Origin of the sequence: Microbacterium paludicola (assembly GCF_039529675.1) — a bacterium.
GTDB lineage: Bacteria > Actinomycetota > Actinomycetes > Actinomycetales > Microbacteriaceae > Microbacterium > Microbacterium paludicola.
Genome location: NZ_BAAANG010000002.1, coordinates 121,548 through 147,818, shown reverse-complemented (window position 1 = coordinate 147,818; position 26,271 = coordinate 121,548). Strand labels below are relative to the sequence as shown.

At 71.5% G+C, this 26,271-nt stretch carries 22 protein-coding genes; 12 read left to right on the top strand and 10 right to left on the bottom strand.

Features of this window, described 5'->3' with window-relative positions; all coding sequences use genetic code 11:
- Positions 1-59 precede the first annotated feature (59 nt).
- From ABD161_RS02405 to ABD161_RS02365, 9 genes are all read left to right on the top strand, one after another.
- On the top strand, positions 60-1,172 hold the full coding sequence (locus tag ABD161_RS02405; RefSeq protein WP_343999357.1) for a mannose-1-phosphate guanylyltransferase: 1,113 nt from the start codon (positions 60-62) through the stop codon (positions 1,170-1,172).
- Between the two features lie 183 nt (positions 1,173-1,355).
- Positions 1,356-2,489, top strand: coding sequence for a BMP family lipoprotein (locus tag ABD161_RS02400; RefSeq protein WP_425560751.1), 1,134 nt, complete (start codon positions 1,356-1,358; stop codon positions 2,487-2,489).
- 102 nt (positions 2,490-2,591) lie between these two features.
- Positions 2,592-4,136 (top strand): ABC transporter ATP-binding protein, encoded by a 1,545-nt coding sequence (locus tag ABD161_RS02395; RefSeq protein ID WP_343999356.1) that lies wholly within the window; start codon positions 2,592-2,594, stop codon positions 4,134-4,136.
- A complete protein-coding gene (locus ABD161_RS02390; RefSeq protein WP_343999354.1) occupies positions 4,133-5,395 on the top strand; it encodes an ABC transporter permease in 1,263 nt (420 codons plus the stop codon). The genes ABD161_RS02395 and ABD161_RS02390 overlap by 4 nt, the downstream gene beginning before the upstream one ends.
- On the top strand, positions 5,392-6,669 hold the full coding sequence (locus ABD161_RS02385) for an ABC transporter permease (protein ID WP_425560750.1): 1,278 nt from the start codon (positions 5,392-5,394) through the stop codon (positions 6,667-6,669). The genes ABD161_RS02390 and ABD161_RS02385 overlap by 4 nt, the downstream gene beginning before the upstream one ends.
- Position 6,670: 1 nt before the next feature.
- Positions 6,671-7,093 (top strand): cytidine deaminase, encoded by a 423-nt coding sequence (locus ABD161_RS02380; RefSeq protein WP_135114194.1) that lies wholly within the window; start codon positions 6,671-6,673, stop codon positions 7,091-7,093.
- The gene (locus ABD161_RS02375) at positions 7,090-8,409 is read left to right on the top strand and encodes a thymidine phosphorylase (protein ID WP_343999353.1); all 1,320 of its coding nucleotides are present in this window, start codon (positions 7,090-7,092) and stop codon (positions 8,407-8,409) included. Before ABD161_RS02380 ends, ABD161_RS02375 begins: the two co-directional genes overlap by 4 nt.
- A 76-nt stretch (positions 8,410-8,485) precedes the next feature.
- On the top strand, positions 8,486-9,592 hold the full coding sequence (locus ABD161_RS02370) for an adenosine deaminase (protein WP_343999351.1): 1,107 nt from the start codon (positions 8,486-8,488) through the stop codon (positions 9,590-9,592).
- Between the two features lie 378 nt (positions 9,593-9,970).
- Complete coding sequence (locus ABD161_RS02365; RefSeq protein ID WP_343999350.1) at positions 9,971-11,353, top strand: MFS transporter; 1,383 nt, start codon at positions 9,971-9,973, stop codon at positions 11,351-11,353.
- Positions 11,354-11,438: 85 nt separating this feature from the next.
- Here the strand turns inward: ABD161_RS02365 and ABD161_RS02360 are convergent, their stop codons facing one another.
- On the bottom strand, positions 11,439-13,085 hold the full coding sequence (locus tag ABD161_RS02360) for a thiamine pyrophosphate-binding protein (protein WP_343999349.1): 1,647 nt from the start codon (positions 13,083-13,085) through the stop codon (positions 11,439-11,441).
- Between the two features lie 288 nt (positions 13,086-13,373).
- Here ABD161_RS02360 and ABD161_RS02355 point away from each other — a divergent pair, with 288 nt between their 5' ends.
- A complete protein-coding gene (locus ABD161_RS02355; RefSeq protein WP_343999348.1) occupies positions 13,374-15,293 on the top strand; it encodes an FAD-binding monooxygenase in 1,920 nt (639 codons plus the stop codon).
- A 33-nt stretch (positions 15,294-15,326) separates the two neighbouring features.
- Here ABD161_RS02355 and ABD161_RS02350 read toward each other — a convergent pair whose 3' ends face one another.
- The 6 genes from ABD161_RS02350 to ABD161_RS02325 form a co-directional block, all read right to left on the bottom strand.
- A complete protein-coding gene (locus tag ABD161_RS02350) occupies positions 15,327-16,067 on the bottom strand; it encodes an IclR family transcriptional regulator (RefSeq protein ID WP_343999347.1) in 741 nt (246 codons plus the stop codon).
- 131 nt (positions 16,068-16,198) lie between these two features.
- The gene (locus tag ABD161_RS02345) at positions 16,199-17,347 is read right to left on the bottom strand and encodes a mannitol-1-phosphate 5-dehydrogenase (RefSeq protein WP_343999346.1); all 1,149 of its coding nucleotides are present in this window, start codon (positions 17,345-17,347) and stop codon (positions 16,199-16,201) included.
- A gap of 3 nt (positions 17,348-17,350) precedes the next feature.
- Positions 17,351-19,474, bottom strand: coding sequence for a PTS mannitol transporter subunit IICBA (locus tag ABD161_RS02340; RefSeq protein ID WP_343999345.1), 2,124 nt, complete (start codon positions 19,472-19,474; stop codon positions 17,351-17,353).
- Between the two features lie 51 nt (positions 19,475-19,525).
- The gene (gene ptsP, locus ABD161_RS02335) at positions 19,526-21,136 is read right to left on the bottom strand and encodes a phosphoenolpyruvate--protein phosphotransferase (RefSeq protein WP_425560759.1); all 1,611 of its coding nucleotides are present in this window, start codon (positions 21,134-21,136) and stop codon (positions 19,526-19,528) included.
- A 100-nt stretch (positions 21,137-21,236) separates the two neighbouring features.
- A complete protein-coding gene (locus tag ABD161_RS02330; protein WP_343999342.1) occupies positions 21,237-21,506 on the bottom strand; it encodes an HPr family phosphocarrier protein in 270 nt (89 codons plus the stop codon).
- Positions 21,507-21,519: 13 nt separating this feature from the next.
- Positions 21,520-21,852, bottom strand: a complete 333-nt coding sequence (locus ABD161_RS02325; RefSeq protein WP_135114205.1) for a PTS sugar transporter subunit IIB — start codon at positions 21,850-21,852, stop codon at positions 21,520-21,522.
- A gap of 117 nt (positions 21,853-21,969) precedes the next feature.
- On the opposite strand from ABD161_RS02325, the gene ABD161_RS02320 reads away from it, so the two are divergent.
- Positions 21,970-23,907 carry a BglG family transcription antiterminator gene (locus tag ABD161_RS02320; RefSeq protein WP_343999341.1) on the top strand — a complete coding sequence of 646 codons (1,938 nt, stop codon included), beginning with the start codon at positions 21,970-21,972 and terminating at the stop codon, positions 23,905-23,907.
- A gap of 61 nt (positions 23,908-23,968) precedes the next feature.
- Here the strand turns inward: ABD161_RS02320 and ABD161_RS02315 are convergent, their stop codons facing one another.
- Both ABD161_RS02315 and ABD161_RS02310 read right to left on the bottom strand, forming a co-directional pair.
- On the bottom strand, positions 23,969-24,229 hold the full coding sequence (locus tag ABD161_RS02315; protein WP_343999340.1) for an HPr family phosphocarrier protein: 261 nt from the start codon (positions 24,227-24,229) through the stop codon (positions 23,969-23,971).
- 114 nt (positions 24,230-24,343) lie between these two features.
- A complete protein-coding gene (locus ABD161_RS02310) occupies positions 24,344-25,597 on the bottom strand; it encodes a type IV toxin-antitoxin system AbiEi family antitoxin domain-containing protein (protein WP_343999339.1) in 1,254 nt (417 codons plus the stop codon).
- Between ABD161_RS02310 and ABD161_RS02305 the strand changes: the two genes are divergently transcribed.
- Positions 25,587-25,835: a hypothetical protein gene (locus tag ABD161_RS02305; RefSeq protein ID WP_135115554.1), complete on the top strand. Its 249-nt coding sequence runs from the start codon at positions 25,587-25,589 to the stop codon at positions 25,833-25,835. The genes ABD161_RS02310 and ABD161_RS02305 overlap by 11 nt on opposite strands.
- A gap of 12 nt (positions 25,836-25,847) precedes the next feature.
- Here ABD161_RS02305 and ABD161_RS02300 read toward each other — a convergent pair whose 3' ends face one another.
- Positions 25,848-26,252 (bottom strand): four-helix bundle copper-binding protein, encoded by a 405-nt coding sequence (locus ABD161_RS02300; protein WP_343999338.1) that lies wholly within the window; start codon positions 26,250-26,252, stop codon positions 25,848-25,850.
- Positions 26,253-26,271: the final 19 nt, after the last annotated feature.

Here is a 26,271-nt window from a genome sequence, read left to right as displayed (position 1 = left end):
AACCGTCGCCCCTGTCGAGGGGACCATGCGCGACGCCCGGAGAAGATAACCTCGCTGTCATGGCTGAGCCGATCGAGGACTTCTACGCAGTGATCCCCGCGGGAGGCGTCGGCTCCCGGCTCTGGCCGCTGTCCCGTGCCGAGGCGCCGAAGTTCCTTCACGACCTCACGGGGTCGGGCGTCTCGCTGCTGCGCAACACGTGGGATCGCCTGCTGCCGCTGACCGGACCGAACCGGATCGCCGTCGTCACCGGCAAGGCGCACGAGCATCGCGTCGAGGACGAGCTGCCCGACATCCCCGAGGGCAACGTCTTCATCGAGTCGTCGCCGCGCGAGTCGGCCGCGGCGATCGGGCTGGCGGCGGCAATCCTGCAGCGACGCGAGCCGGACGTGATCATCGGATCCTTCGCGGCCGACCACCACATCTCCCGCCAGCGCGCGTTCGAGTTCGCGGTGCGGCAGTCGGTGGCGCTGGCGCGGGCCGGCTACATCTCGACCATCGGCATCGCGCCGACGGAGCCGTCGGTCGGGTTCGGCTACATCCAGAAGGGCGACGAGATCGACGTCGAGGGCGCCCCGATGGCGGCGATCGTCGAGCAGTTCGTCGAGAAGCCCGACCTCGACACGGCCCGCAAGTACTACGCCGATCGCAACTTCCTCTGGAACGCCGGCATGTTCATATCCCGTGCCGACGTGCTGCTCGCCGAGCTCGCGGCGAACGAGCCGGAGCTGCATGCCGGGCTCCTCGAGATCGCCGAGGCGTGGGACACCGACCGCCGCGCCGAGGTCACCGACCGGATCTGGCCGGGGCTCAAGAAGATCGCGATCGACTACGCCGTCGCCGAGCCCGCGGCCGAGAAGGGCCGCCTCGCCGTTGTGCCCGGCCACTTCGACTGGGACGACGTCGGCGACTTCGCGAGCCTCGCCAAGCTGATCTCCGGCGGGCGTCCGGATCGCATGTCGATCCTCGGCCGGAACGAGATGGTGCTCGCCGACGAGTCCACGGGGCTCGTCGTCTCGCAGACCAACCGCGTGATCGCCGTGGTCGGCGTGCAGGGACTCATCGTCGTCGACACCGAGGACGCGCTGCTCGTCACCACCAGCGAGCACGCGCAGCGTGTGAAGAGCGTGGTCGGCACTCTGCAGTCGCGCGGCGACGACCGCGTGCTCTGAGCCCGCGGCGGACTTCCGTCCTGCGAGGCGGATGGCATCCCTCTGAGACGGGTTTGTAACTATCGCGTTTCAGCGGTGCCCTCCGTGCAATATGCGCGGTTGTCGTTCTGTACCGTGTGCGTATCGCCCCGCACCCTAACGGGGTCGCGCACGCCCCGCTCAACGCCGGGCCGAAGCTCTTTCATGGAGGACAGTGTGATCAGGACCACCCGGAAGGCCGCGCTCGCCGGTCTCGCGATCGTCTCGTCGGCGATCCTTCTCGCCGGCTGCGGCACCGCCCCGGAGGAGGAGCCCGCCGGCAGCGGCTCGGGTGCACCCGAGCCCGCCGACGACTTCATCCCCTGCCTCATCTCGGACGAGGGCGGCTGGAACGACCGCTCGTTCAACCAGTCCGCCAAGGAGGGCATGGACCGCGCCGCCGAGGAGCTGCGCATCGAGGCCCAGGAGATGGAGTCGACGACCGCGAACGACTACGCGCCGAACCTCGAGACGCTCGTCTCGAACGGCTGCAGCCTGATCATCTCGGTCGGCTTCAACCTCGCTGCCGCCACGGTCGAGTCGGCCCTCGCCAACCCCGACGTCGAGTACGCGATCATCGACGACTACGCCGACCTCGAGTTCGACGGCGAGACGGACGCGCCGAACATCAAGCCCCTCGTCTTCAACACGGCGGAGGCCGCCTACCTCGGCGGCTACGCCGCGGCGGCCTGGTCGGCGCAGGCCGGCGGCAACAAGGTCGGCACCTTCGGCGGCGGCGAGATCCCCTCGGTGAAGGTCTTCATGGACGGCTTCCAGCTGGGCGTCGAGAAGTACAACGAGGACAAGGGCGCCGAGGTCGGCGTCGTCGGCTGGGACGTCGAGGCGCAGAAGGGCTCGTTCACGGGCGGCTTCGAGGCCAACGACGTCGCTCGCCAGACCGCGCAGGGCATCCTCGACCAGGGTGTCGACGTGATCCTTCCCGTCGGCGGCCCGATCTACACCAGCGCCGCGGCCGCGATCCGCGACGGTGGAGCGGACGTCAAGCTCCTCGGCGTCGACAGCGACCTCGCCGTCAAGGACCCGGAGCTCGCCGACCTGACGCTCGTGTCGATCCTGAAGGCGATCGACCAGGCGGTGTTCGACACCACCGTCGCCGCCGCCGGTGGCGAGTTCGACGTCACGCCGTACGTCGGCACGCTGGAGAACGAGGGCGTCGCGCTCTCGAGCTTCCACGACTTCGAGGCCGAGCTGCCCGAGGGCACGCTCGACGAGATCGCCGCGCTGCAGGAGCAGATCGTCGCCGGCGAGATCACCGTCGAGTCGCCGAACTCCCCGTAATCCGCAGGTGCGACGAGGGCGATCGGGCCGCCACGGTCCGGTCGCCCTCGTGCTGTGCCTGCTTCCGTTTCCCGTCCAGACCCGCACGGTAGGGTGCCCATCATGAAGCTCGAGCTCCGCGGAATCACCAAGCGATTCGGCAGCCTCGTCGCAAACGACCACATCGACCTGACCGTCGAACCGGGTGAGATCCACGCGCTTCTCGGCGAGAACGGCGCCGGCAAGTCGACGCTGATGAACGTCCTGTACGGCCTCTATCAGGCCGACGAAGGCGAGATCCTCCTCGACGACCAGCCGCAGCGCTTCCGCGGCCCCGGCGACGCGATGGCCGCCGGCATCGGCATGGTGCACCAGCACTTCATGCTGGTGCCGGTCTTCACCGTCGCCGAGAACGTCGCGCTCGGTCACGAGTCGACGCGCCTCGGCCGGCTCGACCTCGACGCCGCGCGTGCACGCGTGCGCGAGATCGCCGACCGCTTCGGCTTCGACGTCGACCCGGATGCGCTCGTCGAGGATCTGCCGGTCGGCGTGCAGCAGCGCGTCGAGATCATCAAGGCGCTCGCGCGCGACGCCGAGGTGCTTGTGTTCGACGAGCCGACGGCCGTGCTGACGCCGCAGGAGACGGACGAGCTGATGGCGATGATGCGCCAGCTGCGCGACGGCGGCACGGGCATCGTCTTCATCACCCACAAGCTGCGCGAGGTGCGCGAGGTCGCCGACCGCATCACCGTCATCCGCCGCGGCACGGTCGTCGGCGAGGCGTCCCCGCAGTCGACGAACGCCGAGCTCGCAGCCCTCATGGTCGGCCGCGCGGTCGAGCTCACGGTGCACAAGGGCCCCGCCTCGCCCGGCGAGGGCGGGCTCGAGGTGCGCGATCTGCACGTGCGCACCGCCTCCGGCGCGGTGGTCGTCGACGACGTGAGCTTCGACGTGCGGCCAGGGGAGATCCTCGCGATCGCCGGCGTGCAGGGGAACGGCCAGACCGAGCTCACCGAGGCCCTCATGGGGCTCCAGTCCCACGTGACCGGATCGATCACGCTCGACGGCCGCCAGCTCGTCGGCGAGGGGGTCAAGGACATCCTCGACGCGGGCGTCGGCTTCGTCCCCGAGGACCGCAAGGTCGACGGCCTCGTCGGCGGCATGTCGATCGCCGAGAACCTCGTGCTCGACCGCTCGTCGTCGCCGGAGTTCGTCAGGGCCGGCACACTGATGCGCCGCGCGCTCGAAGGATTCGCGCGCGATCGGATCGAGGAGTTCGACATCCGCGCCCAGGGACCGCTGACCCCCGCGGGCACGCTGTCCGGAGGAAACCAGCAGAAGGTGGTCGTCGCTCGCGAGATGAGCCGCGAGCTGAGTCTGCTGCTCGCCTCCCAGCCCACCCGCGGCGTCGACGTCGGATCCATCGAGTTCATCCACTCCCGGATCGTCGCCGCGCGCGACGCGGGAGTGGCGGTGATCGTGGTGTCGACCGAGCTCGACGAGGTCACGGCGCTCGCCGATCGGATCGCGGTGATGTACCGGGGCAGGATCGTCGGCATCGTCCCGGCAGACACACCGCGCGACACGCTCGGCCTGATGATGGCCGGCGCACAGGAGAACGAGAACGCCGCAGGCGACGCACTGCGCGAGCGGAGCGAGTCGAAGTGAGCGAGACCCTTCCGGCGCCCCAGGCGCCACAGCCCCACACCGCGGCCGAGGCGCCGAGGTCGAACACGGTCCTCCGCGAGATCCTGCGCGGCAGCGTCGTCACGACGGTGCTCGCGCTCGTCGCGGCGTTCGTCGTCGGCGGCATCCTCATCGCGGTGACGGACGAGGACGTGGCCGAGTCGGCCGGGTACTTCTTCGCGCGGCCCGGTGACACGCTCGCCGCGATCTGGTCCGCCGTCGCCGGCGGCTACGAGGCGCTGTTCCGCGGCGCGATCTTCAACACCCGCGCGGACGACTTCGTCGGCGGCATCCGCTCGCTCACGAACTCGCTGGGCGCCGCCGCCCCGCTGATCGCCGCCGGGCTCGGCGTCGCGGTCGCGTTCCGCGTCGGCCTGTTCAACATCGGCGCCCAGGGCCAGATCGTCTTCGGCGTCGCGTTCACCGCGCTGATGACGTTCCGCCTCGACCTGCCGCTCGCGCTGCAGCTTCCCATCACGCTGCTCGGCGGCATCATCGGCGGCGCGATCTGGGCCGGCATCGCGGGAGTGCTCAAGGCGCGCACCGGTGCACACGAAGTAATCCTCACGATCATGCTCAACTACGTCGGCGTGCTGTTCGTCGAGTGGATGGTCAGCACGCAGGGAGTGCTGCAGAAGGCCGGCACCACGCAGCCGATCTCGAACCCCACTCCGTCCGGCGCCGTCTTCCCCGACCTCGGGCCGGCCTTCCCCAACCTCGACCTCGGCTTCCTGTTCGTCATCCTCGCGACCGTGTTCGTGTGGTGGCTGCTCGAGCACTCGAGCCTCGGCCTGCGGATGCGGGCAGTGGGTGAGAACCCGCACGCTGCGCGCGCGGCGGGCATCTCCGTGCCGCGCATCTACATCTACGCGATGCTGTTCGCCGGCGGCCTCGCCGGTCTCGCCGGCATGAACCAGGTGCAGGGCGCCGTGACGAGCGGCTTCAACCAGCACATCGACGCGGGCTTCGGCTTCGACGCGATCACCGTCGCGCTGCTCGGCCGCAGCCGCGCGTGGGGCACGTTCGCGGCGGGCCTGCTGTTCGGCGCGCTGAAGGCGGGCGCCTACCAGATGCAGGCGGCCGGCATCCCGGTCGACTTCGTGCTCGTCGTGCAGGCGCTCGTTGTGCTGTTCGTCGCCGCGCCTCCGCTGGTGCGGACGATCTTCTTCCTGCCCAAGGGCGACGCGGAGAAGAGCGCCAAGGCGCGAGCCAAGGCCCTGCGGAAGGCGGTGGCCCAGTGAGTGCCGTGACCACGATCCCCGAGAGCGCCGCTCCCGCCGTGGTGCGCGTGCGGCATCCGAAGGTGCCCGTCACCCTCGGCATCGCGACGATCCTGCTCGCCGCGTTGTTCCTGTTCGGCGCACGCGACGGCGTGACCACCTTCCGCCTGAGCGGCGGCGAGGCGCTGCTCGCCCTCGGCGACGTAAGCGTTCCCGCCGGGCCGACGGTCTGGGTCGTCGTGGTGCTCCTGGTCGCGCTCACGGCGTACGCGTCCGTGCAGGCGTGGCGCTACCGGACGCCCGGCGTCTGGGTCGCGCTCGCCTTCGGCGTGCTCGCGCTGTTCGCGTTCCTCACCTGGGCTGGCGCGGGCGGGCTCGTGCCCGTCGTGAGCCTGCTGGCGGGTGCGCTCTCGATCTCGGTGCCGATCGTGTTCGGCGCCATGGGCGGCGTGATCGGCGAGCGCGTGGGCGTCGTCAACGTCGCGATCGAGGGTCAGCTGCTGCTCGGCGCGTTCAGTGCCGCGGTGCTCGGCAGCCTCACCGGCAACCCGTACGTGGGACTCGTCGGCGCCATGATCGGCGGTGTGCTCGTCTCGCTGGTGCTCGCGGTGTTCGCGATCAAGTACCTTGTCGAGCAGGTCATCGTCGGCGTGGTGCTGAACGTCCTCGTGATGGGCCTGACCGGCTTCCTCTACGGCATCCTGCTGGTGCCCAACGAGGAGCTGCTGAACCGCCCCGCGACGTTCCCGCGCCTGCCGATCCCCGGTCTGGTGGAGATCCCCGTGCTCGGGCCGGTGCTTTTCAACCAGCCGTTCATCGTGTACCTGATGTTCATCACGGTCGCCCTCGTCGCGTGGGGCCTGTACCGCACGCGCTGGGGACTGCGCCTGCGCGCCGTCGGCGAGCACCCGCAGGCCGCCGACACCGTCGGCATCAAGGTCAACGCGACGCGGTTCTGGAACGTCAGCCTCGCGGGCGTCATCGCCGGTGCCGGCGGCGCGTACTTCACGCTCGTGTCGGTGCCGCAGTTCGGCGAGGACATGACCGACGGCCTCGGCTTCATCGCGCTCGCGGCCGTCATCTTCGGCCGGTGGGACCCGATCCGCGCGGCGCTCGCGGCGCTGCTGTTCGGCTTCGCCACCAACCTCCAGAACCTGCTCACCGTGCTGGGATCGCCGATCCCCGGCCAGTTCATGCAGATGCTTCCGTACGTCGTGACGATCCTCGCGGTCGCGGGCTTCGTCGGACAGTCGCGGGGCCCCGCCGCCGCGGGCAAGCCGTATATCAAGGGATGAGATGACAGACGCCACCGCGTGGTCGGGCGACATCGACTGGGACGAGCTCCGCGCCGTCGCCACCGAGGCCATGCACCACGCCTACGCCCCCTATTCGCGCTACAAGGTCGGCGCCGCCGCGATCGCGTCGGATGGCCGGATCGTCTCCGGCTGCAACGTGGAGAACGCCGCGTACGGCGTGACGCTGTGCGCAGAGTGCGGGCTCGTGTCCGAGCTCCACCGCAGCGGCGGCGGCCAGCTCGTCGCCTTCGTCTGCGTTGACGGCACGGGCGCGACGATCATGCCCTGCGGCCGGTGCCGCCAGCTGCTGTTCGAGCACGCGGTCCCGGGCATGCTGCTCGAGACCGTCTCGGGCATCCGCACGATCGACGAGGTGCTGCCGGACGCCTTCGGGCCCCGCGACCTCGAGGAGGCAGGACGATGAGCGACACCCTCACCGGGACGGCGGCGGTCGAGCCCTTCGACGCGGTCGATGTCATCCGTGCGAAGCGCGACGGCGGCCGAGTCGACGAGGAGGCCCTGCGCTGGATGATCGACGCGTTCACGCGCGGCTACGTGGCCGACTCGCAGATGGCCGCGTTCGCGATGGCCGTGCTGCTCAACGGCATGGACCGCGACGAGATCCGCGTGATGACCGACGCGATGATCGCGTCGGGGGAGCGGATGAGCTTCGCCGGGCTGGGCAAGCCGACGGTCGACAAGCACTCAACCGGCGGTGTCGGCGACAAGATCACCCTGCCGCTTGCCCCGCTGGTGGCGGCGTTCGGCGTCGCGGTGCCGCAGCTGTCGGGCCGCGGCCTCGGCCACACGGGCGGCACGCTCGACAAGCTCGAGTCGATCCCCGGGTGGCGCGCGGCGCTCACGAACGACGAGATGACCGCGCAGCTGCGCGACATCGGAGCCGTGATCTGCGCCGCCGGCTCGGGCCTCGCGCCCGCCGACAAGCGCCTGTACGCGCTGCGCGACGTGACCGGCACGGTCGAGGCGATCCCGCTGATCGCGTCGAGCATCATGTCGAAGAAGATCGCCGAGGGCACCGATGCGCTCGTGCTCGACGTGAAGTTCGGATCCGGCGCATTTATGAAGGACTTCGACCGGGCGCGCGAGCTCGCCCGCACGATGGTGGAGCTCGGCACCGACTCGGGCGTGCGCACCACCGCGCTGCTGACCGACATGGACACCCCGCTCGGCCTCGCGATCGGCAACGCCAACGAGGTGCGCGAGTCGGTCGAGGTGCTCGCCGGCGGCGGCCCCGCCGACGTGGTCGAGCTGACCGTGGCGCTCGCGCGCGAGATGCTCGCCCTCGCGGGACAGCCGGACGCCGATGTCGAGGCCGCGCTGCGCGACGGCCGCGCGATGGACGCGTGGCGCCGGATGATCCAGGCGCAGGACGGCGATCCGGATGCCGCGCTTCCCGTGCCGAACGAGACGCACACGGTGGTGGCGCCGCGCGACGGGTACGTCACCCGCCTCGACGCCTACGGCTTCGGCGTCGCCGCGTGGCGCCTCGGCGCCGGCCGCGCCCGCGCCGAGGACCCGGTGCTCCACTCGGCGGGGATCGACCTCCACGCCAAGCCCGGCGACCGCGTCGCCGCGGGCCAGCCGCTGTTCACCCTGGGCGGGCCGGACGACAGCCGCTTCACCCGCGCCCTCGACGCGCTCGACGGCGCGTGGGAGCTCGGCGACGCCGCGCCCGAGGGCACTCCGCTTGTGCGCGAGCGCATCGCGGCCACATCCTGAACACCGACGGTCCCCGAGGGGGCTCTCGACTCGCCGCCGGCTCGCCGGGGCGGACACCGACCGCGAGGAGCGCACAATGATCGATCCGTTCGGAGACGCCCGCGTGGAGGGCGTGTCGATCCGCAGCCTGCCGAAGGTGTCGCTGCACGACCACCTCGACGGCGGCCTGCGGCCCGACACGATCGTCGAGCTCGCCGACGAGGCGGGAATCGATCTGCCCGAGACCGACCCGACGCGGCTCGCCGCCTGGTTCGGGCGGCAGAGCGAGGCCGGCTCGCTCGAGAAGTACCTCGAGACGTTCGCCGTCACGACCGCCGTCATGCAGACCCGCGAGGGCCTCACGCGCGTGGCGCGCGAGTTCGTCGAGGATCTCGCGGAGGACGGCGTGATCTACGGCGAGGTGCGCTGGGCGCCCGAGCAGCACCTGCAGGGCGGGCTGACCCTCGAGGAGGCCGTCGAGGCCGTCCAGGAGGGCATCGAGGAGGGCGAGGACGCCGCGGATGACGCCGGCCGCAGCATCCGGGTGGGGCAGCTGCTTTCCGCGCTGCGCCACAACGGCCGGTCGGCGGACATCGCGCGCCTCGCCGTGGACTTCCGCGATGAGGGCGTCGTCGGCTTCGACCTCGCCGGCCCCGAGGAGGGTTTCCCCGCCTCCGGTCATCGCGAGGCGATCGACATCGTCAGCGGGGCGTTCCTGCCGACGACCATCCACGCGGGGGAGGGCGCGGGCCTCGACTCGATCCGCTCCGCGCTGCTCGACGGCCGCGCGCTGCGGCTCGGCCACGGCGTCCGCATCGCCGAGGACCTGGATGTCGTCGCCCGCGAGGGCGAGGAGGTGCGCGTGCGCTTCGGCGACCTCGCACGCTGGGTGCGCGACCGCGAGATCCCGCTCGAGCTGTCGCCGTCGTCGAACCTGCAGACCGGCGCCATCGCGGCGTGGGGCAAGCAGCTCGACGACCACCCGTTCGACCTGCTGTACCAGCTCGGCTTCGCCGTGACGGTCAACACCGACAACCGTCTGATGAGCCGCACCTCGCTGACGCGCGAGCTCGCCCAGCTCGTCGCCGCCTTCGGCTACGGCCTCGACGACCTCGAGACCTTCCAGCTGAACGCCGCGGCAGCGGCCTTCCTGCCGATCGAGGAGCGCGAGGAGCTCATCGAGCTCATCGGCGAGGGCTTCTGATTCTTCGCGGCTTGCACGCTCGCGCCGGCGCTGGCGCGCCGGACACTCGCGAGCGAGGGCGCTGTCGCTTCGCTCCATCGCCGGCAGCGCTTCGCGCTGCGGGCCCCATCCGGGGCACGCTCGCTGCGCTCGCACGGGGTTCGCTCGCACGGCGCTCGCGGGGAGATCAGGAACCGGTCTCGGCGGACTTCCGGCAACAATACTGACCGATCGGTCGCTTTGTGCTGGTTCCGCGGTCGCGCGTGGTGTAGCGTCGCATCCGGATCGCCCGATTCCGTATGCGAACAGGGTGTTCCATATGCGAACAGCCCGTTCGCGGAGTTCTTCCCTCGAACCGGCGCGACGATGCGCCGCATGCCTTTGACCAAGGGAGGTCAGATGTCATCCCGAGACGCAGCCCCCGGCACGCTCACCCCCACCGGCACCATCGCCAGCCCCGTCGACCGTCGTCGCGTGGTCGTCGCCACCGTCGTCGGCACCACCGTCGAGTGGTACGACTTCTTCACCTACGCGTTCGCCGCAAGCTCGGTCTTCGCGGTGCTGTTCTTCCAGCCGGCAGGCGAGTCTCTCGCCCCGATCTGGTCGACGATCACGATCGGCGTGAGCTTCCTGTTCCGCCCGCTCGGCGCGTTCCTCGCGGGCCACTTCGGCGACAAGATCGGTCGCCGCCCGATGCTGGTCGCGACGCTCATCCTGATGGGTGGCGCGACGATGCTCGTCGGCCTGCTTCCGACGTACGCCGCCATCGGCGTCGCCGCCCCGATCCTGCTCGTGTTCCTCCGCATCCTGCAGGGCCTGTCCGCCGGCGGCGAGTGGGGTGGCGCGGTGCTTATGGCCGTCGAGCACGCGCCGAAGAACCGCCGCGGTCTGTACGGCGCCATGCCGCAGATCGGCGTGCCGATCGGCCTGCTGCTCGCCAGCGCCGTGGTCGGCGTCATGCGCCTCATCACCCCCGACCAGGAGAGCTTCCTCGCCTGGGGCTGGCGCGTGCCGTTCCTGCTGAGCTTCGTGCTGATCTTCGTCGGCTACTGGGTGCGCCGTCGGGTCGAGGAGAGCCCGGTGTTCGAGGAGATCGCCGAGCGTCGCGAGCAGGCGAAGATCCCGGTCGTGCGCCTCTTCGCCCGGTACGCGCCGCTCGTGCTGCTCGCGGCCTTCGTGTTCGTCGGCAACAACGCCGTCGGCTACATGACCACCGGCGGCTTCATCCAGAACTACGCGAGCAACCCCGACGGTCCGCTCGCGCTGAACCCCGCCGCCGTGCAGTGGGCGATCGTCGCCTCCGCCGTCGCCTGGCTCGTGACGACCCTCGCCGCGGGCATCCTGTCCGACCGCTTCGGCCGGCGCACGGTGTACATCGGGGGCTGGATCGTGCTCGCCGTCACCGTTGTCGCGCTGTTCCCGCTGGTCAACACCGGCACGATCGGCGGACTGACCGCGGGCGTCGTGCTGCTCGGCCTGGGCCTCGGTCTGACCTACGGCGCGCAGTCGTCCTGGTACTCGGAGCTGTTCCCCGCCTCCGTGCGCTTCTCGGGCGTCTCGATCGCCTACGCGATCGGCTCGATCTTCGGCGGCGCGTTCGCCCCCACGATCGCCACGGCGATCCTCGGGTCGACGGGCTCCACCACGGGCATCACCTGGTACCTGCTCGGCACCGTCGCGGTGTCGATGCTCGGCACGCTGCTGCTGCGTGACCGCAAGGGGATCGACCTCTCGCCGGCGAACGAGGCGAACCAGGAGAAGCGCATCTACATCTGGAAGTGACGGCGGGGGCGCCTCCGCGCTCGCGCAGTGCTCCACGTGAAGGCCGCCCCGGCTGCTCTGCCGGGGCGGCATTCTCGTGCGCGGGTCAGCTGTTGAAGCGGATGACCTCGTGCTGGTACGGGGCGATGACCGATCCCGAGATGCGGAGGTCGAGGACGAGGAACGGGCGCGTCGCGACGGGCTCGGCCGCCCACGCGGCGAGCCGGTCGAGGTCGGCGAGGCGCTCGACGACGACGCCCTCGGCGCCCGCGGCGCGACCGAGCGCGGCGAAGTCGACCTGAGGGATCCGCATGGGCCCCTCGTGAAGGCCCTTGAGACCGTAGAGGTTCACCTCGGCGCCGTAGGCGGCGTCGTTCCAGACAACGGCGAGGCCGCGACCGGCCGCGCTGCGCACGGCGGTCTCGAGGTCGGCGAGCGCCATCAGCCCGCCGCCGTCGCCCGTGGTCAGGACGATCGCGGCGTCCGGGTCCGCCTGGGCCGCGCCAGCGACGCTCGGCCAGCCGAGCCCGATCGACTGGAACGCCGTGCCGATCATGATCATCCGGCCCGGCGATGCCACCGGCCAGAACATGTTCGCCCAGGCGATGAAGTGCCCGCCGTCGCTCACCACCACCCGGTTCTCGGGCAGCAGCTCGCCGATGCGGGCCGCGGCGGCACGCGGATCGAGGCGGCCGTCGGGGGCGAACTCGCCCTCGACGACCTGGCGGCGCAGGGCCGCCACGTCGAGACCGTCGCGCCACGTCGCCGTCGCGTGCGCGGCCGCGACCTCGTCCGCGAGCAGTTCGGTCACGACCCGCGCGTCGCCGCGGACGTACTCGCCCACGCGAGGGTGCGTCGCGGTCGGGGCGATGTCGACCTGGATGAGTCGCGCCTCGGGGGCGAGCAGCTCGCCGAAGCGCATCGTGAAGGGGCTGAGGCTCGCGCCGATCGCGACGACGACGTCGGCGCTGCGGATGAGCTCCATCGCCGCGGGGGCGCCGAAGCCGCCGGTGACGCCGAGGTCGTGGGCGTCATCCGGGAACACTCCCCGTCCGAGCGCTGTGGTCGCCGTCACGGCCCCCGCCGCATCCGCGAGGCGCCCGAGCGCCTCGCCGGCCCCGGCGAGCCAGGCGCCGCGCCCGGCGAGGAGCACGGGCCGCTCGGCGCCGGCGAGGGCGAGCGCCGCGCGGCGGATCGCCGCCCGGCCGTCGGGGGTCGGGGCGATCGGCTGGGGCAGGCGCGGCTCGGGCAGGTCCGGGACGGGACCCGCCTCGAGCGTCGGGGTGTCGTAGGGAAGCGCGAGCACGACGGGAGTGCGGTTGGCGAGCGCGTGCTCGATCGCGATGACCGTGGTGGCCGCCGCGTCGAGGCGGCCGACCGTATAGGTGCGCACTCCCACGGCCGAGGCGAGCGCGATCTGATCCACGTCCCAGGGGCGCGGCCCCGCGGTCGGCTGGTCGCCGACGACGAGCACCAGCGGGATGCGCGCCTGGGCCGACTCCGCCAGCGCCGTGAGCGTGTTGGTGAACCCGGCGCCATAGGTGGTGCTCGCCGCGGCGATCCGGCCGGAGACGCGGAAGTGCGCGTCGGCGGCGACGACGGCGCCGGCCTCATGCCGCACGGCGGTGTAGGTGGTGCCGGTGTCGCGCAGCAGCGCGTCGAGGAAGTAGGCGTTGCCGTTGCCCATCAGGCCGAACACCTGGTCGATGTGGCGGGAGAGGGCGGCGGCGACATGCGCGGAGACAGACGGCATCGGATGCCTTTCGAGACGGGGTGGACGAGCCGGCAGGCGCCGCTCGTGCGGCACCCGGGTCAGATACTCCGTATGTGTCTCGCCGCCGTCATCGGCAGTGCTTCGTGCCCCTTTTTCGAGCACCGGCCTCAACATCGTCGGCCGGACGGGCACGATCCTAATCGGTTGCGGTCGTCCTTAGGCATTCGTAGACTTTCCGTGATCGATAAGCGAACAGTGTGTTCGATATGCGATCACGGGCGTTACCCGCGACGACGCGGGCGCAGGGCGAGGATCGAGGGAGATCGCGTGCAGTTCCACCACCACGGCTACGTGTCCGGCGACCCGCGCGTGCAGCCGGCCGAGGGCATCGGGCTCGACCGCTCGCCGGAGCTTCCCGACGAGATGGACGTCCTGATCGTCGGCGCGGGGCCCGCGGGCATGATCGCCGCGGCGCAGCTCGCGCAGTTCCCCGGCATCTCCACGCGCCTGATCGATCGGCGTCCCGGGCGGCTCGCGGTGGGACAGGCCGACGGCATCCAGGCGCGCAGCGTCGAGACGTTCCAGGCGTTCGGCTTCGCGAACCGGATCACCGACGAGGCGTACCGCATCACCGAGATGTGCTTCTGGAAGCCCGACCCGGAGAACCCGCAGAACATCGTCCGCTCGGCCCGCACCCCGGATGATCCGCACGGGATGAGCGAGTTCCCGCACCTGATCGTGAACCAGGCGCGTGTGCTCGACTACTTCGCCGAGTACGCGCGAAACGCCCCCGGACGCCTCGAGCCCGACTGGGGCTGGGAGTTCGTGACGCTGCGGGTCGAGGACGAGGGCGACCACCCCGTGGTCGCCACGCTGCGCCGCGCCGAGGGCGCGGGCGCGTCGGCCGGCGTGGCGGAGGGCGAGGAGCGCGCCGTCCGCGCCAGGTACGCGATCGGCGCCGACGGGGCGCGCAGTCGGGTGCGCGAGGCGATCGGCCGCAGGCTCGTCGGCGACCAGGCCTTCCACGCGTGGGGCGTCATGGATGTGCTCGCCGAGACCGACTTCCCCGACATCCGCACCAAGTGCGCCATCCAGTCGCACGACGGCGGCAGCATCCTGCACATCCCCCGCGAGGGAAACCACCTGTTCCGGATGTACGTCGACCTCGGCGAGGTGCCGCCCGACGACAACGGCCGCGTGCGCCAGACCACGCAGGAGGAGGTCGAGGCGCGGGCGAACCGCATCCTTCACCCCTACACGCTCACCGTGAAGAACGTCGCGTGGCGCAGTGTCTACGAGGTCGGCCACCGCGTCACCGACAAGTTCGACGACGTGCCGTCCGGTGAGGACGGGGCGCGCACGCCCCGCGTGTTCATCGCCGGCGACGCGTGCCACACGCACAGCGCGAAGGCCGGCCAGGGGATGAACGTGTCGATGCAGGACGGCTGGAACATCGCCTGGAAGCTTGCGCACGTGCTCGAGGGGCGGGCACCCGAGGCGCTGCTCGACACCTACTCGGCCGAGCGCCAGCAGGTGGCAGTGAATCTGATCGAGTTCGACAAGCAGTGGTCGACGCTCATGGCCGCGAAGCCCGAGGAGATGGAGGATCCGTCGGCGCTCGAGGACTTCTACATGAAGACCATCGAGTTCCCGGCGGGATTTATGACGCAGTACGGGCCGTCGATGATCATGGGGACGGATGCGCATCCGCAGCTCGCGGCGGGGTTCCCGGTCGGCAAGCGCTTCAAGTCGCACCCGGTCGTGCGGGTATGCGACGCGAACCCGCAGCACCTCGGCCACCACCACCGGGCGGACGGCCGCTGGCGGATCTACGTGTTCGCGGACGCGGCGGCGCCGGGCGAGGCCTCGCGCACGACGGATCTCGCCGAGTGGCTCGCGTCGTCGCCGGACTCCCCGGTCGTCGCCTTCACGCCGGAGGGTGCCGACGTCGACGCGTGGTTCGACGTCAAGGTCGTGTACCAGCAGGACCATACGCGGGTCGAGACGAACGACGTGCCGAGGCTCTTCCTGCCGAAGGTCGGTCCCTTCCAGATCGTCGACTACGAGAAGGTGTACGCGGCGGATCCCGCCGACGACATCTTCGAGGCGCGCGAGATCAGCCGCGACGGGGTGATCGTCGTCGTGCGGCCCGACCACTACGTGGCGCAGGTGCTGCCGCTCGACGCGATCGACGAGCTCGCCGCGTTCTTCTCGGGGGTGTTCGCGCCGCAGCGGGCTGCCGTCTGAGGCGCGCGTCGGAAGGCGTGCCTGACGCAGGCCCTACGCCCCGAAGGCGCGGGCGATGCCGGCGGCGGCGGCGTGCAGCCGCTCGGCCAGTTCGGGCTCGGGGCGGGTGAGTGAGACGTGGATCGCCGCGACGGCGGCGAGCGGCTGACCCGGCAGCACAAGCGGCACGGCGACGGACCAGAGCGACGCGACGACCTCGTCGTGGCTCGTCGCGTACCCGCGCTCCCGGCTGATCGCGATCTCCTCGCGCAGCTCGGGCGACGCATCACGGGGCCACGCGGTGTCGGGAAGCTCCATCAGCAGGGCCTTGCCGGGTGCGCCGCGCGTGATCGAATGCCGGTGGCCTGGCTGGTACGACACGGCGACCGTCCGGCGCGGGGGAGTGCTCACGACCGTGATCCCCTCATCCGACTCCAGCAGCACGAGCAGGCAGGTCATGCCGAGATCGTCGGCCGCCTCGGCGAGCTCGGGAAGCGCTGCCTGCTGCAGGTCGCGCGAGACGCTCGCCGCGAGCGCCGCGAGGCCCGCGCCCAGCGAGACGAGGCCAGAGCCACCACGCGAGACGAGCCCGTGGTCCTCGAGCGTGCGCAGCAGCCGGTAGGCGACCGAGCGGTGCACCCCGAGGGAGGCCGCGAGCTCGTCGATCGACATCGCGCGGTCGGCCGCCGCGAGCACCTCCAGCAGGCGGATGCCGCGGCTCAGCGTCTGCGATCCGGCCTGCGCGCCCGAGTGGGAGGCGGCGGATCCGGCGGATGTCTCGGTCGGCGTGGCCACGTGCTCGATCCTATGCCGCGGCGTTCGATTATCGAATGGCCCGGACCGCCGGCGGCCCCAGAAACAGAGGATCCCGCCGGATCCGGGGCATGCGCCACGGACCCGGCGGGATCCTCTGCTGTGTTCGGGGCCTACGCCGCCTGCGCGCGCTCCACGACCTGCGCGATCCGGGCGAACAGGGGGTGCTCGGGCTCGAGGCCCGTCACCTGCGCCGTGAAGGCCGCGGCGTCGAGCTCGCGCAGCAGGCGCTGCAGGTCGACCGACTGCTCGTCCTCGGGATCGTCGAACGCGAGGAGGGCGTCGACCGCGGCGAGGAGGCCGTCCACCGGCAGGGCGCGCTCGACGGCCTCCGCCGCCGGGCCGACGAAGCGCTCGTGGCGCGACAGCTTGCGCAGCGGCTGGCGCCCGACGCGCCACACGGTGTCGGGAAGGGCCGGGTTGCGGAAGCGGCCGAGGATCGTCGCCCGGTACTGCGCGAGATCCGCCGGGTCGAACCCGTGCTTCGCGGCCAGCAGCGCCGAGGTCTCCTCGAGCGCCGCCGCGACGCCGTCGGCCACGGCCGTGTCGGCGAGTGCGTCGGAGATCTTCTCGAGGCCCGCGCGCGCACCGAGGTAGGCCGCCGTCGCGTGACCCGTGTTCACCGTGAAGAGCTTGCGCTCGATGTACGGCGCGAGGTCGTCCACGAAGTGGGCACCGGGGATCGACGGCGGGGTGTCGCCGAACGGCGGCCGCTCGATGGCCCACTCGAAGAACGGCTCGACGGTCACGTCGATGCCGTGTCCCTCGGGCTGGCCGGGAACGATCCGATCCACCGCCGTGTTGGCGAACACGGCCCGGCCGGCGAGGGCATCCCAGCCCTCGCCCGCCGAGTCCTGCATCTGCTGGCGCAGCGTGTCGGTCGCGCCGATCGCGTTCTCGCACGCCATCACCTGCAGGGGAGCGGCATCCGGGTCCCGCCGCGCGAGACCTGCGACGATGTGCGGCGCGATGAAGCGCAGCACCGTCGGGCCGACGGCAGTGGTGACGACGTCCGCCGTCGCCACCTCCGCCGCCACCGCATCCGGATCGGCCGCGCTGTCGATCGCGCGGAAGCCGGTCACCACACGATCGCGGCCCCCCTCACCGACCTCGTGCACGGTGTACTCGTCTGCCGCGTTGATCGCGTCGACGAGCGCCGTCGCGACGTCCGAGAACACCACCTCGTACCCGCCCTCGTGGAGCAGGAGCCCCACGAAACCGCGTCCGATGTTGCCCGCTCCGAAGTGGACCGCTTTCGCCATGGATCAGCCCTCGTTCACCGTCTTGAGCAGCGTGTACAGCTCCTCGGGCGTCTCGGCCCGCTTGAGCTGCTCGACCTGCTCCTCGTCCGAGAAGAGCAGTGCGACGTTCTGCAGGAGGCCGAGGTGCTCGTCACCGCGGCCGGCGATGCCGACGACGAACGTGACCCTGTCGCCGTCCCAGTCGACGCCGCCGTCGTAGCGGACGACGGTCAGGGCCGAGGCGAGCACCGCGTCCTTGGCGTCGTTCGTGCCGTGCGGGATCGCGAGCTCGTTGCCCATGAACGTCGAGACCGTCTGCTCACGGGTGAGCATCGCGTCGTAGTACTTGCCCGTGACGGCGCCGGCGGACTCGAGGATGTCGGCCGCCTCGCGGATCGCCTCGTCACGCGAGACCGAGCCGGCGTGGATCCGGACGCTTCCCTGCGTGAGCACGCCCTCCGACGCCGCGGCGCCGGAGTCGACGGCCGCCGCGGCGGCGCGCGCCTCGGCACGCGTGGCCGGAGCGTCGGTCGCCGGGGTCGGCGTGGCGACGAAGCCGGCGCCCTCATCCGTCGGCTCGCCGTGCTCGGCCTTGGTCTCGTCGGCCGACTGCTGCACGAGCAGCATCTGCACGATCTCGTCGTACTTCGGCGAGTTCATGAAGTTGTCCACCGAGACGTGCACCGCCGACTGCTCGCGCTGGCGGGCGCGGTCGGTCAGCTGCTGCTGGGTGACGACGAGGTCCGCGGATCCGTCGAGCGCGGCGATCGCCTTGTTCGTGACGTTCACTCCCTCGATGCCGGCGGCCTTGAACTTGTTGCGCAGCACGCTGGCGCCCATCGCGGACGAGCCCATGCCGGCGTCGCACGCGAACACGACGCGCTCGATGGTGTGCGCCGGGGCGGTGAGGGTGGCGGTGCCGCCCGCGGCACCCGCACCAGCGAGGCCGCTCAGCGTGGCCGACGACTTGCCCTTGTTCGCCTGCGTCCGAGCGACGGCCGTGGCGAACCCGTCGGAACCTGCCGCCTCGGCGGCGAGGTCGCGCGTGCGGCTCGCGCGCAGGATGACGGCGGCGATGAGGAACGACACCAGCGCCGACAGGACGACGGAGAGGATCACGCCGACGTAGCTGTCACGCGCGGTCTGCGCGAGCACCGCGATGATCGATCCCGGCGCGGCGGGGGCGACGAGGCCCGACTGGAAGATCGCGTTCGTGCCGACACCGGTCGCACCACCGGCGATGACCGCGAGGAGCAGAGCAGGCTTCATCAGGACGTACGGGAAGTAGACCTCGTGGATGCCGCCGAAGAACTGGATGATCGCCGCGCCGGGCGCCGAGGCGCGCGCGGCGCCCACCCCGAACAGGGTGAAGGCGAGGAGGATGCCCAGGCCGGGGCCGGGGTTCGCCTCCAGCAGGAACAGGATCGACTTGCCCGCCTCGGCCGACTCGGCGGTGCCGAGCGGCGTCAGGACGCCGTGGTTGATGGCGTTGTTGAGGAAGAAGACCTTGGCGGGCTCGATCAGGATGCTGGTCAGCGGCAGCAGGCCGTTGTCGACAAGCCATCCCACGGCGCCACCGAGGAGGTCCATGATCCAGTTCACGATCGGCGCGAGCACATAGAACGCGAACACTGCGGCGATGAATCCGAAGATTCCCGCCGAGAACATGTTCACGAGCATCTCGAAGCCGGCCTTGATCTTGCCTTCCCATAGGGCGTCGAGCTTCTTCATGACCCAGGCCGCGAGCGGACCCATGATCATGGCGCCGATGAACATGTGGATCTGGCCGATCTCCTTCTCTCCGGCCGCGACGAGATCCTCGTTGAGGAGGGCGATCAGCCAGTCGGAGCCGGCGATGGCGCCGAACGTGGCGACGGCGCCGACCACGGCACCGCGCGTCTCGTAGACCATCCGACCGCCCTGGTAGGCGATCAGGATCGGCAGCAGGTAATGGATCATCGGGCCGACGATCGACTCGAGCGCCGGATTCGGCGTCCAGCCCACGGCGATGAAGAACGCCGTGAAGATGCCCCACGCGATGAGCGCGGGGATGTTGGGCATGATCATGCCCGAGAGGAACGTGCCGACCTTCTGCACGCCCACGCGGATGCCGCCGGGCGCCTTCGCCGCGACCTGGGTGTCAGTCATGATGACTCGTCTTTCTGCTGTGTTCTGCTGTGATTTCGGGTGGGAGAGATGTCAGGAGGCGGCCGCGGCCTGCGCCGCGGCACGGGCCGCGGGCGCGTCGTCCGCGTCGAGGGCCGCCTGCGCGATGCGCCGGGCGTCCTCGATCGTGTAGCGGCCGAGCGAGAAGCGCACGTCGGCGAGGGCCGCGGGCGCCATCGACAGCGTGGTCGCGCCGAGACCGACGAGCACGACGGCGAGCAGCGGATCCGCGGCGGCCTCGCCGCAGATGCCGACCGGCTTGCCGTGCGCCCTGCCCGCCTCGCCGACCTCGGCGATGAGCTTCAGGACGGCCGGATGCCACGGATCCTGCAGCGTCGCGACCGAGCCGAGCAGGCGATCCGCCGCCATCGTGTACTGCGTCAGGTCGTTCGTGCCGATCGACGCGAAGTCGGCGTGGTTCAGCACGCGCTCGGCGAGCAGTGCCACCGCCGGGACCTCGACCATCACGCCGGCGGTCTTCAGGCCGAGCTCGCGGGCGAGGTCGGTGAAGTACCGGGTCTCCTCGACCGTGGCGATCATCGGCGCCATGACCCAGAGGTCGGCGTCGCTGTCGGCGTCGGCCCGAGCGAGAGCCGTGAGCTGGTCGCGCAGGATCTGCTCGTTCGCCCGCAGGGCGCGGAGACCGCGAAGCCCGAGGGCGGGGTTCTCCTCCTCGGCGTCGTTGAGGAACGGCAGGGGCTTGTCGGCGCCGGCGTCGAGCACGCGCACGACGACCTTCTTGCCCGCGAAGGCGGCGAGCAGCTTCGTGTACTCCGCCTGCTGCGCCTCGACCGTCGGGGCCTCCTTCGAGCTCAGGAACAGGAACTCGGTGCGGAACAGGCCGACACCCTCCGCGCCCAGCTCGAGTGCCTCGTCCGCGCCCTTCGGGGAGCCGAGGTTGGCCAGCAGCGGCACGGGCGTGCCATCGGCGAGGGCGCCCGGCGTGACCGGAGCGGCGACGGCCGCCGCGCGCTCGTCGGAGCGGCGCTGAGCCTCGGCGAGCTGCTCGTCGGTGGGAGAGGCGACGACCGCGCCCGCGGCGGCATCCACGATCACGACGTCGCCCTCGGCGAGGCCGGTCGCGCCGGATGCGCCGACGACCGCGACGATCCCCTTCTCGCGGGCGAGGATCGCGGTGTGCGAGGTCGGGCCGCCGTCGGTGGTGACGAGCGCGAGGACGCGGTTGGGGGACTCGGGGTCGAGATCCAGCAGCGCCGTGTCGGCTGGTGCGAGATCCGGAGCCAGCAGCACAAACGGGTGCCCCGGCGAGGGGACGCCCGGCGCCGGCTCGCCGCGCAGGTGCGCGATCACGCGCGCGGCGACGTCGTCGAGGTCCGCGGCGCGCTCCCCGAGGTAGCCGCCCACGGCCTCGAGCGTCGCGCGGAACTCGGCGAACGCGTCGTGCACCGCCCACTCGGCGGTCTTGCCCTCGTCGAGGCGGGCCTGCACTGCCTCCTCGAGCGACGGGTCCTCCGCCATCATCGCCTGCGCCTCGAGCACGTCGTGGGCGGCACCGCCCGCGGCCTCGGCGCGGCGCGTCAGCTCGGCCGCGACCGCGCCGACGGCCTCGCGCACGCGCGCGGCCTCCTCCTCGGGAGAACGCTCGCTGCGCGTGTCCTTCGGCGCCGGCGTGCGCTCAGGCATCCGCGCGATCGGCCCCTGGGCCACGCCCAGGCCGATGCCGACGCCGCTGATGGTGTCGCTCACTTGGTCTCGTTCCGCTCGTGGGTGCGTCGCATCGGGATCACTGCGCGTCGTGGTCGGTGACAAGCAGCTGCTCGAGCGTGTCGAGCACGCCCTCCGCGCCCTCGCCCTCCGCCGTCAGCGTGACCTCGTCCCCCTGCTCGACGCCGAGCGCGATGACACCGAGGATGCTGGCGGCGTTGACCGGCTTTCCGTCGCCCTTCGCGATCGTGACCGGGATGCCGGCCTCCTTCGCTGCCTGCGCGAACAGCTTCGCGGGGCGCGCGTGGAGTCCGTGAGACGAGCCCAGCTGAAGGGTGCGAGTGGCCATGGTGATCCTTTCGTCAGGCGGGCTCCGCGGCCGCGGAGTCCACGTCGGAGGGGGCGGCGACCGCGAGCGCGAGCGCTCGGCTGCCGTCACCGTCGGTGAAGATGTCGTCGGGCAGCAGCACGACGCGCACTCCTCGCGGTCTCGCGAGGGCGCGGATCTCGTCGAGCGAGCGCTCGAGATGCGGGCCGACCATCACGACATCCGCCGTGTCGAGGTCGGTCGCGAGGGAGGGGGCGGCGCCGGCGATGGCCGTGAGGTCGATGCCGGCCGATGCGGCGGCACGACGAAGCCGCAGCGCGACGAACGTACTGGACGCGCCCGCACCGCACACAACGAGGATCCTCATCGATTCCCACACATCCCTTCGGAATCGATCCTGATCTTCGGCTGGGAGCGGCGCAACGAGGATTGTTTCCGCCCCCGCGGAAGATCCCGCGTGCGCGCGCGTGATTGACTTGCGGATATGACGAGGCGGCGGCAGGACCGGGTGCTCGGCATCCTGATCCGCCGCGGCGACTGGGTGACGGCCGCGACGCTCGCCGATCAGCTGGGAGTGACCCCGCGCAGCGTCCGCAGCTACGTCACCGCGGTCAACGCGCGCGTGCCGGGCGCCGAGGCGATCGAGTCGGGGCCGGCCGGATACCGGGCCACGGGCGCGGCCGCGGCCGTGCTGCGGGCCGGCGCCGAGACGGATCCGGGAACGCCCCGCGAGCGCCTTCACGGCGTCGTCCGCGCGCTGCTCGACGCCGGCGACGGGATCGACGTGCACGAGACGGCGGACAGGATGCACGTCAGCTCCGCCACGCTCGAGGCCGACCTCGGACGCGTGCGGTCGCTGCTCGGCGACGGCGCGGGGCTGACGCTGGTGCGCGCGGGCTCGCGCATCCGGCTCGTCGGCTCGGAGCTCGCGCAGCGGCGGTTCGTCAGCCGGCTCGCCCACGACGAGATGGACGAAGGGGCGTTCGACCTCGAGGCCCTCCGGCGCGCGGCGGACGCGATGGCGATCCCGTCTGAGGCGCTCGGAGCGTTCAAGACCGACCTCGTCGCGCGGCTCGGCGAGCTCGGGTACTTCGTCAACGAGTTCGCCGCCGCGGATGTCGTGCTGCATGTCGCGATCGCCGCCGACCGCGTCGCGCAGGGCCGGGCGCTCGACGCGGTGCACGGCGACCCGGAGCCCGCCCGCGCCCGCCTCGCCGACATCGTCGGAGAGCTCACCAGTCGGCACTTCGGGGTCGAGCTCGGCCAGGGCGACCGCCTCCACCTCGCGGCGCTGCTGCTCACGCGCGTCGTCGTGCCCGGTTCGCGCGAGGAGCCGGCCGTCGCGCCGGATCCGCGCATCGCGGCCGTCGTGCGCACGGCGGTCGAGCGGGCGGCCGAGTCGTACCTCGTCGACATCGCGCACGACGACTTCGTCGAGCGTCTCGCGCTGCATGTGCAGAACCTCGTGCACCGGGCACGCGAGCAGGCGTGGTCGCGGAACCCGCTCACCCGCACGCTGAAGTCGGCGTATCCGATGATCTTCGACGTCGCCGTCTCGATCGCCGGCGAGCTGTCGGTCACGCTCGGCGTTCCCATCCACGACGACGAGATCGCCTACATCGCGATGCACGTGGGAGGCCGCCTCGAGCGCAGCCGCCGCGCCGAGACGATGCTCACGGCGACGATCGTGTGCCCCGGCTACTACGAGCTCCACGAGCTGCTGCGCTCGAGCGTCGACCGCTCGCTCGGCCGCTCGATCGAGGTGACGGGCGTCGAGACCCGCGTCGACCCCGACTGGTCGGCGATCGACTCCGACCTCGTGCTCACCACGATCGAGCCGCCCGTCCACGTCACGGGACTCCCCTCGGAGCGCATCGTGCGGATCCAGCCCTTCCTGACCGACGCCGACGTGGAGCGCGTGACCGCCGCGGCGGGGCGCGTGCGCCGGGCCCGCCGCCTCGGCCGGCTGCGCGCGGAGCTCGCCCGCTACTTCGCGCCCGGCGCGTTCCTGCGGGGAGTGGATGCGTCCCGCGGCGAGGAGGGCGTCATCCGGGATCTCGGAGCGCTGCTCGTCGCGCAGGGAGTGATCGGCGACGACTACGTCGACAGCACGATCGAGCGCGAGCGGCTGTCGTCGACGGCGTTCACCGAGACGCTGGCCGTGCCGCACGCGCTGAAGATGACCGCCGCGCGCACCGCCATCGCCATCGGGATCAGCGAGCAGCCGATCGCATGGGGCGATGCGCGGGTGCACGTCGTCGCCCTCGTCGCCTTCAGCGAGAGCGACCGCCCGGCCTTCCAGACGGTGTTCGAGCAGCTCGTCGAGGTGTTCGGCGAGCCCGAGAGCGCGCAGCGCCTCGTCCGCCGCGGCGTCGACCTGTCGTCGTTCCTTGACGAGCTCGCCGCCGTGATCGACGGCTGATCCTAGGGCGCGCCGAAGCCGGAGACCTTGGGCACTGCTCCGGACGAGTCGAGCGTGGTCGTCACACCCCGCGCGGATCGAGCAGGCCGGCCGCGATGTCCAGCGTGGCCTCCGCCTCGGGACCGTCCGTCTCGAGCACGACCTCCGCGCCACGCTCCAGCGCGAGGTCCATCACCGCGAGCACGCTCGTCGCATCCACCGTCGCGCCCGCCGTGCGGATCCGGATGCCGCCCTCCCGCCCCTGCGCGAGCCGGGCCAGCTCCGCGGCGGGCCGCGCGTGCAGCCCCGCGTGAGCGGTGATCACGACCCTGCGCAGCGCCATGCGCCCACGCTACCGTCCGCGCCACGCCCGCGAGCAGGCATCCGCGCCCCCAGCAGGCATGCGCGTCCATGCCTGCTCGCGGCAGGGATGCCTGGTCGGCGACGGTGAGCGGGCTCACCCGGGCGGGATGATGCCGAAGCGCGCCAGGTGCCGGCCGAGGGTGTCGGCGTCGGGCATGTCCTTGTCCATCCAGCGCACGAACGGCTCCTGCGTGCGCCCCCGGATCCAGTCCTCGCGCCGTTTCTCGTCGATCAGTGCCTGCTCGGGGGTGCGACCGTTGAGGAATCGTGGGTCGGTGTACTTCGCCGCCCCGTCGAGCTCGCCGATGCCGTGACGGAACTTGAAATCCAGCCGATAGTCCGCGCCGTTCGGGCCGGGAAACGGCACCTGGATCCGGACGTCCCGGAATCCGAGGACGTGAAGGAACCAGCGTCCCGCGCTCTCACCGGGGGAGTCGGCGCGGTGATCCGCGAACGCCATCACCGTGCGCGCCCGTCGGATGCCGCGTGCACCGGGAGAGCGTGCGATGCGCTCGAGAAGGGTCGCCCGGAGACGCTCCGCCCCGCCGACGACCTCGTCTTCGCGCTGACGCAGAGCGGCATCGGCCAGAGCGATGCCCGCTTCCGTCGGCAGCACCCGGATCAGGTCGAAGACGGTCCGCTCGAGACTCGTCATCAGAAGGCCGTCGCGCTCGACGACGTCGGAGTCGGGGAGCGGCACTTCATGGCGGATCACGGAGCCGGTATCCGGTGCGGCGACAGAGGTGATCGTGTGGACGCGTTCGTCTTCGCCCCTGACTCTGAACAGCGGCAGGTCCTGGAGAGCCGCGGCGGTGAACAGTGAGTACACCCGCGGTGCTCGGAAGGCGCGCGCGGCCGCTCGCGCGTTTGCGCGTTGCCGCCCTTCCGTGAACTGGGCCTTCCACTCGGATTCGCGGGCATAGACCCCGGGGTGCAGCCGTCGGAGTTCCTTGCGCTTGGCGGCTGCGAGCACCTCCCGCTGGCTCATGCCGCGTGCCTCGAGCTCAGCAAGGGTTCTGACGACGATCTCCTCGGCCATGCCGTCGATGATCGCCGGGCGACTCTGCTCGCAGCTCGGCTCGACCCCGGTCCTGGCGAAGCCCGCGCGCACACCGCCGCTGTGGACGAGCCACCGCGCCGCCCGGCGCCGCCGGGCCGCCACCGCGCATCCGCGCCGAGCAGGCATCCGCGCCGCCATCAGGCATGCGCGCCCATGCCTGCTCGCGGCAGGGATGCCTGTTCGCTGCAGGGACGCCTGGTCCGCGCCGAGCGGGCTGTGTTGCGGCGTGTGACGGGCGGCGTGACAGGGGCAGGGGGCGGTTTCTACCGTGGAGGGCATGAGCGACAAGACGACCCAGGATGTGCTGCCCGTGCAGCGCGCCGTCGCCTCGGCATGGCCGAGCGCATGGATCGACGCGCTCGTGATGTGCTCGGACGCCACGGGCCTGCTGCTCAGCACCCTCGCGGGAGAGCTCCTCTCGGTCGACACGCGGGCGCGCGTCGCCGTCGGCGAGCCGGTCGCGTTCCATCCGGTCGCCGAGGTGGTCTCGGTCGGCGGCGAGCTCATCCGCGCTCGCCGCAGCTGACGGCGGCGGCCGTCAGGCCATCTGCATCGAACCCATCATCCTGCGGCAGGTCTCGACCATCGCCTCGCAGGCCATGGCGCAGATGCGGCAGTGCTCGGCCATCTCGGCGTGCATGCGGCACTCGGCGGCGCACGCCTCGCCCATGGTCATGCACGCGGTCATCATCCCCTGCATGACGCCCATGTCGTAGCCCTGCGGGCGCATCATCATGCGCATCATGGTCGTCGCCACGTCGGCCATGTTCGCGCACATCGCCGCGCATCGCGCCATGTCCTCGCCGGCATCGGCGTCGGCGCACATCGTGGCGGTCATGCTCACGGCCGAGCACGCCTCGATGCACTCCTGCATCATGCCCATGTCCATGCCGCTCGTCTGAGCGCTCGGCATCGACTCCATCATCTCCATCATCATTCCCATGCGCGTTTCCTCTCCTCGG

Coding starts and splice junctions, on each gene's coding strand:
- ABD161_RS02345 (WP_343999346.1), bottom strand. CDS start 17,347: ATGGCGAAAGCGGTCCACTTCGGAGCGGGCAACATCGGACGCGGTTTC.
- ABD161_RS02365 (WP_343999350.1), top strand. CDS start 9,971: ATGTCATCCCGAGACGCAGCCCCCGGCACGCTCACCCCCACCGGCACC.
- ABD161_RS02370 (WP_343999351.1), top strand. CDS start 8,486: ATGATCGATCCGTTCGGAGACGCCCGCGTGGAGGGCGTGTCGATCCGC.
- ptsP (WP_425560759.1), bottom strand. CDS start 21,136: ATGCCTGAGCGCACGCCGGCGCCGAAGGACACGCGCAGCGAGCGTTCT.
- ABD161_RS02395 (WP_343999356.1), top strand. CDS start 2,592: ATGAAGCTCGAGCTCCGCGGAATCACCAAGCGATTCGGCAGCCTCGTC.
- ABD161_RS02320 (WP_343999341.1), top strand. CDS start 21,970: ATGACGAGGCGGCGGCAGGACCGGGTGCTCGGCATCCTGATCCGCCGC.
- ABD161_RS02360 (WP_343999349.1), bottom strand. CDS start 13,085: ATGCCGTCTGTCTCCGCGCATGTCGCCGCCGCCCTCTCCCGCCACATC.
- ABD161_RS02375 (WP_343999353.1), top strand. CDS start 7,090: ATGAGCGACACCCTCACCGGGACGGCGGCGGTCGAGCCCTTCGACGCG.
- ABD161_RS02300 (WP_343999338.1), bottom strand. CDS start 26,252: ATGGGAATGATGATGGAGATGATGGAGTCGATGCCGAGCGCTCAGACG.
- ABD161_RS02315 (WP_343999340.1), bottom strand. CDS start 24,229: ATGGCGCTGCGCAGGGTCGTGATCACCGCTCACGCGGGGCTGCACGCG.
- ABD161_RS02380 (WP_135114194.1), top strand. CDS start 6,671: ATGACAGACGCCACCGCGTGGTCGGGCGACATCGACTGGGACGAGCTC.
- ABD161_RS02325 (WP_135114205.1), bottom strand. CDS start 21,852: ATGAGGATCCTCGTTGTGTGCGGTGCGGGCGCGTCCAGTACGTTCGTC.
- ABD161_RS02405 (WP_343999357.1), top strand. CDS start 60: ATGGCTGAGCCGATCGAGGACTTCTACGCAGTGATCCCCGCGGGAGGC.
- ABD161_RS02305 (WP_135115554.1), top strand. CDS start 25,587: ATGAGCGACAAGACGACCCAGGATGTGCTGCCCGTGCAGCGCGCCGTC.
- ABD161_RS02400 (WP_425560751.1), top strand. CDS start 1,356: ATGGAGGACAGTGTGATCAGGACCACCCGGAAGGCCGCGCTCGCCGGT.
- ABD161_RS02330 (WP_343999342.1), bottom strand. CDS start 21,506: ATGGCCACTCGCACCCTTCAGCTGGGCTCGTCTCACGGACTCCACGCG.
- ABD161_RS02340 (WP_343999345.1), bottom strand. CDS start 19,474: ATGACTGACACCCAGGTCGCGGCGAAGGCGCCCGGCGGCATCCGCGTG.